Here is a 7353-nt window from a genome sequence, read left to right as displayed (position 1 = left end):
CCCCCCGCCGCCACGCCGGCCCTCCTCCCGGGCCGGTCCGGCGGCGGCGGCGCGCGCGCCGCCCCCCCCCCCCCCCCCCCCCCCCCCCGGCGCCCCGGGGGGCCCGAGGCTGGACCGCCGCACCACCAGTTCCGGCTGGAGCACCACCCGCCGGTGCTCGTGCGCCCCCGCCGACGCCCCCGCCCCGGTCTCCTCCAGGAGCAGCCCGGCCGCCAGCGCCCCCATCGTCGCCGCGGGTTGTCGTACCGACGTCAGCGGCACAGCGGCCGCCGCGGCGAACTCGATGTCGTCGTAGCCCACCAGGGCCAGATCGCCGGGTACGGAGACCCCGGCGGCGAACAGCGACTGCAGCACCCCCAGGGCGAGCAGGTCGTTGGCGCAGAACACGGCGGTCGGCCGGTCGGAGAGCCCCAGCAGCCGGGCCCCCGCGTCCCGGCCCGCCGCCACGTCCAGCCGCTCCGTCGGCAGCTCCCGCAGGGCCTCCGGTCCCAGCCCCGCCTCGGCCAGCGCGGCGAGCGCCCCCGTACGCCGGTCCCGGACCTGGTTGAAGCCGGGCGGGCCGCTCACGTACGCGATGGAGCGGTGCCCGGCGTCCAGCAGATGCCGCACCGCCAGCGTCCCGCCCGCCACGTCGTCGACCGACACCGAGCACTCGGTGGTCCCCTCGGCGACCCGGTCGACGAGGACGAACGGGATGCCGTGCCGCCGGAACGCCTCGATGTTGCGCCCGGTCGCGTCGGCGGGGGTCAGCAGCACGCCCCGGACCCGCTGCTCCGCGAAGAGCGACAGATACTCGGCCTCCTCGCCGGGGCTCTGCGCGCTGTTGCAGACCATGACGCCGAGCCCCGCCTCGCGCGCGGCCCGCTCCGCGCCGCGCGCCACGTCCACGAAGAACGGGTTGCCCATGTCGAGGACCAGCAGCCCCATGATCCGGCTGCGCCCCGCCCGCAACTGCCGCGCCGACTCGCTGCGGACGTAACCGAGACGGTCGATCGCGGACAGGACCCGGGCCCGGGCGTCGGGGCCGACCGTGTCCGGGCGGTTGATGACGTTGGAGACCGTGCCCACCGATACTCCGGCGACCCGGGCCACGTCCTTGATACCCACCGACTGGGCCATCAGACGGAGACCTCCAGAAGGGCGAGGGACGCGGAACGGACCCTCAGCCTATCCGCGCGCATCAGAAGTCGAAGTCGTCGATGTTGTCCTTGTCGAACACCGTCGGCTTGCCCAGGTCGACCACCCCGTCCTTGCCGATCGTGTACGTGCCCAGCTCGCCCGCCTCGAAGGTCTGCCCCTCCTCCCCGGTGATCTGCCCGGACGCCAGGGCCACCGAGGCGTGCCCGGCCAGCTCGCCCAGCTTCGCCGGATCCCACAGCTCGAACGCCTCGACCGTCCCGTTCTTCACGTACGACCGCAGATCGTTGGGGGTGCCGAGACCGGACAGCTTCACCTTGCCCCGGTACTTGGAGCCCGACAGGTACTGCGCCGCCGCCTTGATGCCGACCGTGGTCGGCGAGACGATCCCGGCGAGCTTCGGATACTCCTGGAGCAGCCCCTGCGTCTGCTGGAAGGACTGCTGGGCGTCGTCGTTCCCGTACGCCACCTTCACCAGCTTCACGTCCTTGTACTTCGGGTCCTTCAGCTCGTCCTTCATGTAGTCGATCCACAGGTTCTGGTTCGTCGCGGTCTGGGCGGCGGACAGGATCGCGATCTCGCCCTTGTAGCCGATCTGTTCGGCCAGCAGCTGGATCTGCGTGCGGCCCAGGTCCTCCGCTCCCGCCTGGGACACGAAGACGTTGCGGCAGTCGGTCTTGGTGTCGGAGTCGTACGTGACGACCTTGACGCCGTTCCTCATGGCCTGCTTGAGCGCGGTGCACAGCGCGCCCGGGTCCTGCGCGGAGACGGCGATCGCGTCGACCTGCTGCTGGGTGAGGGTGTTGACGTAGGAGACCTGGCCGGAGGTGTCGGTGGCACTGGTCGGGCCGACCTCCTTGAAGGTGGATCCCAGCGCCTCGACCGCCTTCTGTCCGCCCTTGTCGGCAGTGGTGAAGTAGGGGTTGTTGACCTGCTTGGGCAGAAAGCCCACGGTCAGGCCCTTCTTGGTGGGCGCGTCCGGGTCCGCCTTGCCGGCCGAGGCGGCCGAACCGCTCTCCTTCTTCACATCGCTCTTGGTGGTGCCCCCGCACGCGGTGACGGCGAGCGCGAGGGAAGTGACAGCCGCGAGGGCCGCACAGCTGCGGCGGATCGATGACGTACGCATGGCAGTGTCCTTTGCGGAAGAAGGGCGGGTTACGGTGCCGAGCACGGGGTTACGGGGTGTGGCACGGGTTACGGAGTCGGCGTCCGGGCCGGAGTCGGGGCCGAGGCGGCTCGTCGCCCCGCCCGCGCGACGGAGATCTGCCGCCCGACGCGCGGGCCGAGCACGGAGAGGACGAGCAGCACGCCGGTGACGACGATCTGCGACTGCGCCGAGACGTCCCCCAGGCTCATGACGTTCTGCAGCGCGCCGAGCAGGAACACGCCGGCGATCGCGCCGCCGAGCGTGCCCTTGCCGCCGTCGAAGTCGATGCCGCCGAGCAACACAGCGGCCACGACCGACAGTTCGAGACCGGTGGCGTTGTCGAAGCGGGCGCTGGCGTAGTGCAGCGCCCAGAACACCCCGGTGAGCGAGGCCATCAGACCGGTCACGGTGAACAGGATCAGCTTCTGCCGCTTCACCCGTACGCCCGCGAACCTGGCCGCCTCCTCGTTGGCGCCCGTCGCGAACAGGGAACGCCCGAACGGCTTTGCGTGCAGGGCGAGTACGGCGACGGCGAGCAGCGCCAGGAACGGCAGGAGTGCGTACGGAACGAACGTGTCGCCGATCCGTCCGGCGGCGAAGTCCAGGTAGGGGGACGGGAAGTCGGTGACGGCGTCCGAGCCCAGCACGATCTGCGCGATGCCCCGGTAGGCGGCCAGCGTCCCGATGGTGACCGCCAGCGACGGCAGTCCCAGCCGGGTCACCAGCAGCCCGTTGACCAGCCCGCACACCACGCCGAGCAGCAGACAGAGCGGGATGATCGCCTCGATCGGCAGGCCCTGGTTCCACAGCGCCCCCATCACCGCGCCCGAGAGCCCGGCCGTGGAGGCCACCGACAGGTCGATCTCCCCGGAGACCACCAGCAGGGTCATCGGCAGCGCGATCAGTGCGATGGGCAGGGTGTTGCCGATCAGGAACGACAGGTTGAGCGCGTTGCCGAAACCGTCGACGAAGCCGAACGAGAGCAGCAGCACCACGATCAGGAGGGCGCCGACGACCGTGTCCCAGCGGACGGCGCGCGCGAGTGCGGAGTCAGCCATGGCGGGCGTTCCTCTTCTTCAGGGCGGAGGCCACGCGCAGGGCGACGATCCGGTCGACCGCGATGGCGAGGATGAGCAGGAAGCCGTTGATCGCCAGCACCCACACGGAGCTGACGCCGAGGGCGGGCAGCACGCTGTTGACCGAGGTCAGCAGCAGTGCGCCGAGCGCCGCGCCGTAGACCGTGCCGGAGCCCCCGGTGAAGACCACCCCGCCGACCACGACCGCGCTGACCACGGTGAGTTCGTAGCCCGTGCCGGTGCCCGAGTCGACGTTCCCGAAGCGCGCCAGATACAGCGCCCCGGCGAGACCGGCCAGCGCGCCGCAGAACGTGTAGGCGAGCAGGATCCGCCGGCGCACCGGAATCCCGGCCAGCCGCGCCGCCTCCGGGTTCGAGCCCAGCGCGTACAGCTCGCGGCCGCTGCCGAAGTGCTTGAGGTAGTACGCCGTCGCCACCAGCAGGGCCAGGGCGATCAGCGCCAGCCACGGCACCGCCGAGATCCCGCCGGAGCCGAAGTCCACGAAGCCGTCCGGCAGATCGGCCGCCGTGATCTGCCGCGAGCCGACCCAGATCGAGTCGATGCCCCGGATGATGTAGAGCGTGCCCAGCGTCACGACCAGCGCGGGCACCTGGCCGAGGCTCACGAGCAGCCCGTTCAGCAGCCCGAAGCCGACGCCGAGCAGCACCGCGAGGACCACGGCCACCACCGGCTGCCCGCCGCCCTGGAGATACGTACCGGCGGCGAAGGCGCTGATGCCGAGGGTCGAGCCGACCGACAGGTCGACGTTGCGGGTGATGACCACCAGCGACTGGCCGGTGGCGACCAGCACCAGGATCGTCGCGTTCAGCAGCAGGTCCTTGATGCCCTGCTCGGAGAGGAACGCGCTGTTGCCGAGCTGGGTGAGGACCAGCATCACCAACAGCACGAGCAGAATGGCCAGTTCACGCACCTTGAAGACGCGGTCCACCAGCCGGGTGCTGCTGGAGGCGGGGATCGGCGCGACGGGCGCCGGTTCGGTCGTCGTCACCGTCATGCGGCGGCCCTCCCGGTGGCTGCGGCCATCACGGTCTCCTCGGTGGCGTCGGAACGGGAGATCTCGGCGGTCAGGCGGCCCTCGTGCATCACCAGCACCCGGTCGGCCATGCCGAGGATCTCGGGCAGATCGGAGGAGATCATCAGCACCGCCACCCCGTCCGCCGCCAGTGCGCTCAGGAGCCGGTGCACCTCCGCCTTGGTGCCGACGTCGATCCCGCGCGTCGGTTCGTCGACGATCAGCACGGCGGGCCCGGTGGCGAGCCATTTGGCCAGCACCACCTTCTGCTGGTTGCCGCCGGACAGAGTGGACACCGCATCGGCGATGCGGGCGTACTTCACCTGGAGCCGGACCGCCCAGTCGAGCGACCGGCTGCGCTCCGCGCCCCGGTCCATCAGCCCCGCCCTCCTGGTGGCGCGCAGCCCGGTGAGCCCGATGTTCCGCTCGATGGACATGCCCATCACCAGGCCCTGGGCCCGCCGGTCCTCGGGGACCAGGGCGAGCCCGGCGGCCATGGCGGTGGACGGCGCGCCGTTGACGAGCGCCTGCCCGGCCACCTCGACCTCGCCCGCGTCCCACCGGTCGATACCGAACACCGCCCGCGCCACCTCCGTACGCCCGGCGCCGACCAGCCCCGCCATGCCGACGATCTCGCCGCACCGCACCTCGAAGGAGACATCCGTGAACACGCCCTCGCGGGTGAGCCGCCGGACGCTGAGGGCGACCTCGCCGGCCTCGACGTCCTGCTTCGGATACAGCTCGTCCAAGTCCCGGCCGACCATCCGCCGGACCAGGTCCTCCTCCGTCATGCCGGCCAGCGGTTCACTGGCGATCAGCGCCCCGTCCCGCAGGGTCGTGACGCGTTCGCAGATCCGGAAGATCTCCTCCAGCCGGTGCGAGATGAACAGCACGGCGGCCCCCTGCTCGCGCAGCGCCCGCACCACGCCGAACAGCCGCGCCACCTCGCTGCCGGTCAGGGCGGCTGTCGGCTCGTCCATGATCAGGACGCGCGCGTCGAAGGAGAGAGCCTTGGCGATCTCCACGATCTGCTGGTCCGCGATCGACAGGCCGCGCGCCGGACGGTCGGGGTCGAGCTCGACGCCGAGCCGGTGCATCAGGGCGGCCGTGGCGTTCCGGGTGGCCCGGTGGTCGATCCGGCCGAGCGCCCGCCGGGGCTGACGGCCCATGAAGATGTTCTCGGCGATCGACAGGTCGGGGAAGAGCGTGGGCTCCTGGTAGATGACGGCGATACCGGCGTCCCGGGCGTCGGCGGGTCCGTGGAAGAGGGCCGGCTCGCCGTCCAGCAGGACCTGGCCGGCATCCGGCCGGTGCACTCCGGCGAGCGTCTTGATCAGGGTCGACTTGCCCGCTCCGTTCTCCCCGGCGAGGGCGTGCACCTCGCCGGGGAACAGCTCGAGGGACACGTCCCGCAGGGCGCGCACGGCGCCGAAGGACTTGGAGACGCCCCTCAGGGCCAGCACGGGGGCCGGATCCTTGGCGGACCGGTGGGTCATCGGTGGCTCCTCGACGATGCGGAGGGCATCCTCACGACATCGTGAAAGGTTTCAAATGAGTTGCCGGGACGTTAGACAGGTCCCTCGGAGCGCGTCAATGGGGCGGGACGCAAATTCTCAACTGCCCCGTGCATTCATCAGGTTCTGCTGCGTCAGGTCTGCGGGAAGGGTTGACAGCCCTCGGGGGCGCTCCTACCTTCAACCCGCATGAATCGTTTCAGATTCATTCGCGTTCACACCGACGTCACAGGAGCGACGAAGTGACCGAGCACGCCACGGTGAAGGCCGCCCTCACGTCCCAGGCCATCGAGACGCCCTCATGGGCGTACGGGAACTCGGGAACCCGCTTCAAGGTCTTCGCCCGGCCCGGCGTGCCCCGCACCCCCGAGGAGAAACTCGACGACGCGGCGAAGGTCCACGAGTTCACCGGCGCCGCGCCCACCGTCGCCCTCCATATTCCCTGGGACACGGTCGACGACTACGCGGCCCTCGCCGAGCACGCCCGCGACCGGGGCCTGGCCCTGGGGGCCGTCAACGCCAACACCTTCCAGGACGACGCCTACCGGCTCGGCAGCGTCTGCCACCCGGAGGCCGCCGTACGCCGCAAGGCCCTGGACCACCTGATGACGTGCGTCGACATCATGGACGCGACGGGATCCCGGGACCTCAAACTGTGGTTCGCGGACGGCACGAACTACCCCGGCCAGGACGACATCCGCGAGCGGCAGGACCGGCTCGCCGAGGCGCTGGCCGCCGTGTACGAACGGCTCGGCGACGACCAGCGCATGCTGGTGGAGTACAAGCTGTTCGAGCCCGCCTTCTACACGACCGACGTCCCGGACTGGGGGACGGCCTACGCCCACTGCCTCAAGCTGGGCCCGAAGGCGCAGGTCGTCGTGGACACCGGGCACCACGCGCCGGGCACCAACATCGAGTTCATCGTCGCGACCCTGCTGCGCGAGGGCCGGCTGGGCGGGTTCGACTTCAACTCCCGCTTCTACGCGGACGACGACCTGATGGTCGGCGCGGCCGACCCCTTCCAGCTCTTCCGCATCATGTACGAGGTCGTCCGCGGCGGCGGGCTCACCGCGGACGTCGCCTTCATGCTCGACCAGTGCCACAACATCGAGGAGAAGATCCCCGCGATCATCCGCTCGGTGATGAACGTCCAGGAGGCCACCGCCAAGGCCCTGCTCGTGGACCGCGAAGCCCTGGCCGCCGCCCAGCGCTCCGGTGACGTCCTGGAGGCCAACGCCGTACTCATGGACGCCTACAACACCGACGTACGTCCCCTGCTCGCCGAGGTCCGCGAGGAACAGGGCCTCGACGGCGACCCGATGGCCGCCTACCGGCGCTCCGGCTGGGCGACGAAGACCGCCGAGGAGCGGATCGGCGGACAGCAGGCGGGCTGGGGGGCGTAAGCCCATCCGTCCGGCGGCGAAGTCCAGGTAGGGGGACGGGAAG

At 71.0% G+C, this 7353-nt stretch carries 5 protein-coding genes and 1 pseudogene; 1 reads left to right on the top strand and 5 read right to left on the bottom strand.

Annotated elements, in window-relative coordinates; all coding sequences use genetic code 11:
- Nucleotides 1-105: 105 nt before the first annotated feature.
- From JS521_RS24820 to JS521_RS24800, 5 genes and pseudogenes are all read right to left on the bottom strand, one after another.
- Nucleotides 106-1119, bottom strand: a pseudogene (locus tag JS521_RS24820) (LacI family DNA-binding transcriptional regulator); the annotation flags it as partial.
- 61 nt (nucleotides 1120-1180) lie between these two features.
- Nucleotides 1181-2263, bottom strand: a complete 1083-nt coding sequence (rhaS, locus tag JS521_RS24815) for a rhamnose ABC transporter substrate-binding protein (protein ID WP_205085160.1) — start codon at nucleotides 2261-2263, stop codon at nucleotides 1181-1183.
- Nucleotides 2264-2331: 68 nt separating this feature from the next.
- The gene (locus JS521_RS24810; RefSeq protein ID WP_205085159.1) at nucleotides 2332-3342 is read right to left on the bottom strand and encodes an ABC transporter permease; all 1011 of its coding nucleotides are present in this window, start codon (nucleotides 3340-3342) and stop codon (nucleotides 2332-2334) included.
- On the bottom strand, nucleotides 3335-4375 hold the full coding sequence (locus JS521_RS24805; RefSeq protein WP_205085158.1) for an ABC transporter permease: 1041 nt from the start codon (nucleotides 4373-4375) through the stop codon (nucleotides 3335-3337). Before JS521_RS24805 ends, JS521_RS24810 begins: the two co-directional genes overlap by 8 nt.
- Nucleotides 4372-5889: a sugar ABC transporter ATP-binding protein gene (locus JS521_RS24800; protein ID WP_205085157.1), complete on the bottom strand. Its 1518-nt coding sequence runs from the start codon at nucleotides 5887-5889 to the stop codon at nucleotides 4372-4374. The genes JS521_RS24805 and JS521_RS24800 overlap by 4 nt, the downstream gene beginning before the upstream one ends.
- Nucleotides 5890-6149: 260 nt before the next feature.
- On the opposite strand from JS521_RS24800, the gene rhaI reads away from it, so the two are divergent.
- Nucleotides 6150-7310 carry an L-rhamnose isomerase gene (gene rhaI, locus JS521_RS24795; protein ID WP_205085156.1) on the top strand — a complete coding sequence of 387 codons (1161 nt, stop codon included), beginning with the start codon at nucleotides 6150-6152 and terminating at the stop codon, nucleotides 7308-7310.
- Nucleotides 7311-7353 lie beyond the last annotated feature (43 nt).

The sequence above is a fragment of the Streptomyces durocortorensis genome, assembly GCF_016901035.1.
In the GTDB taxonomy this organism is placed as follows: domain Bacteria; phylum Actinomycetota; class Actinomycetes; order Streptomycetales; family Streptomycetaceae; genus Streptomyces; species Streptomyces durocortorensis.
The sequence above is the reverse complement of the archived record's forward strand: the minus strand, read 5'-3'. Positions and strand labels throughout refer to the sequence as shown.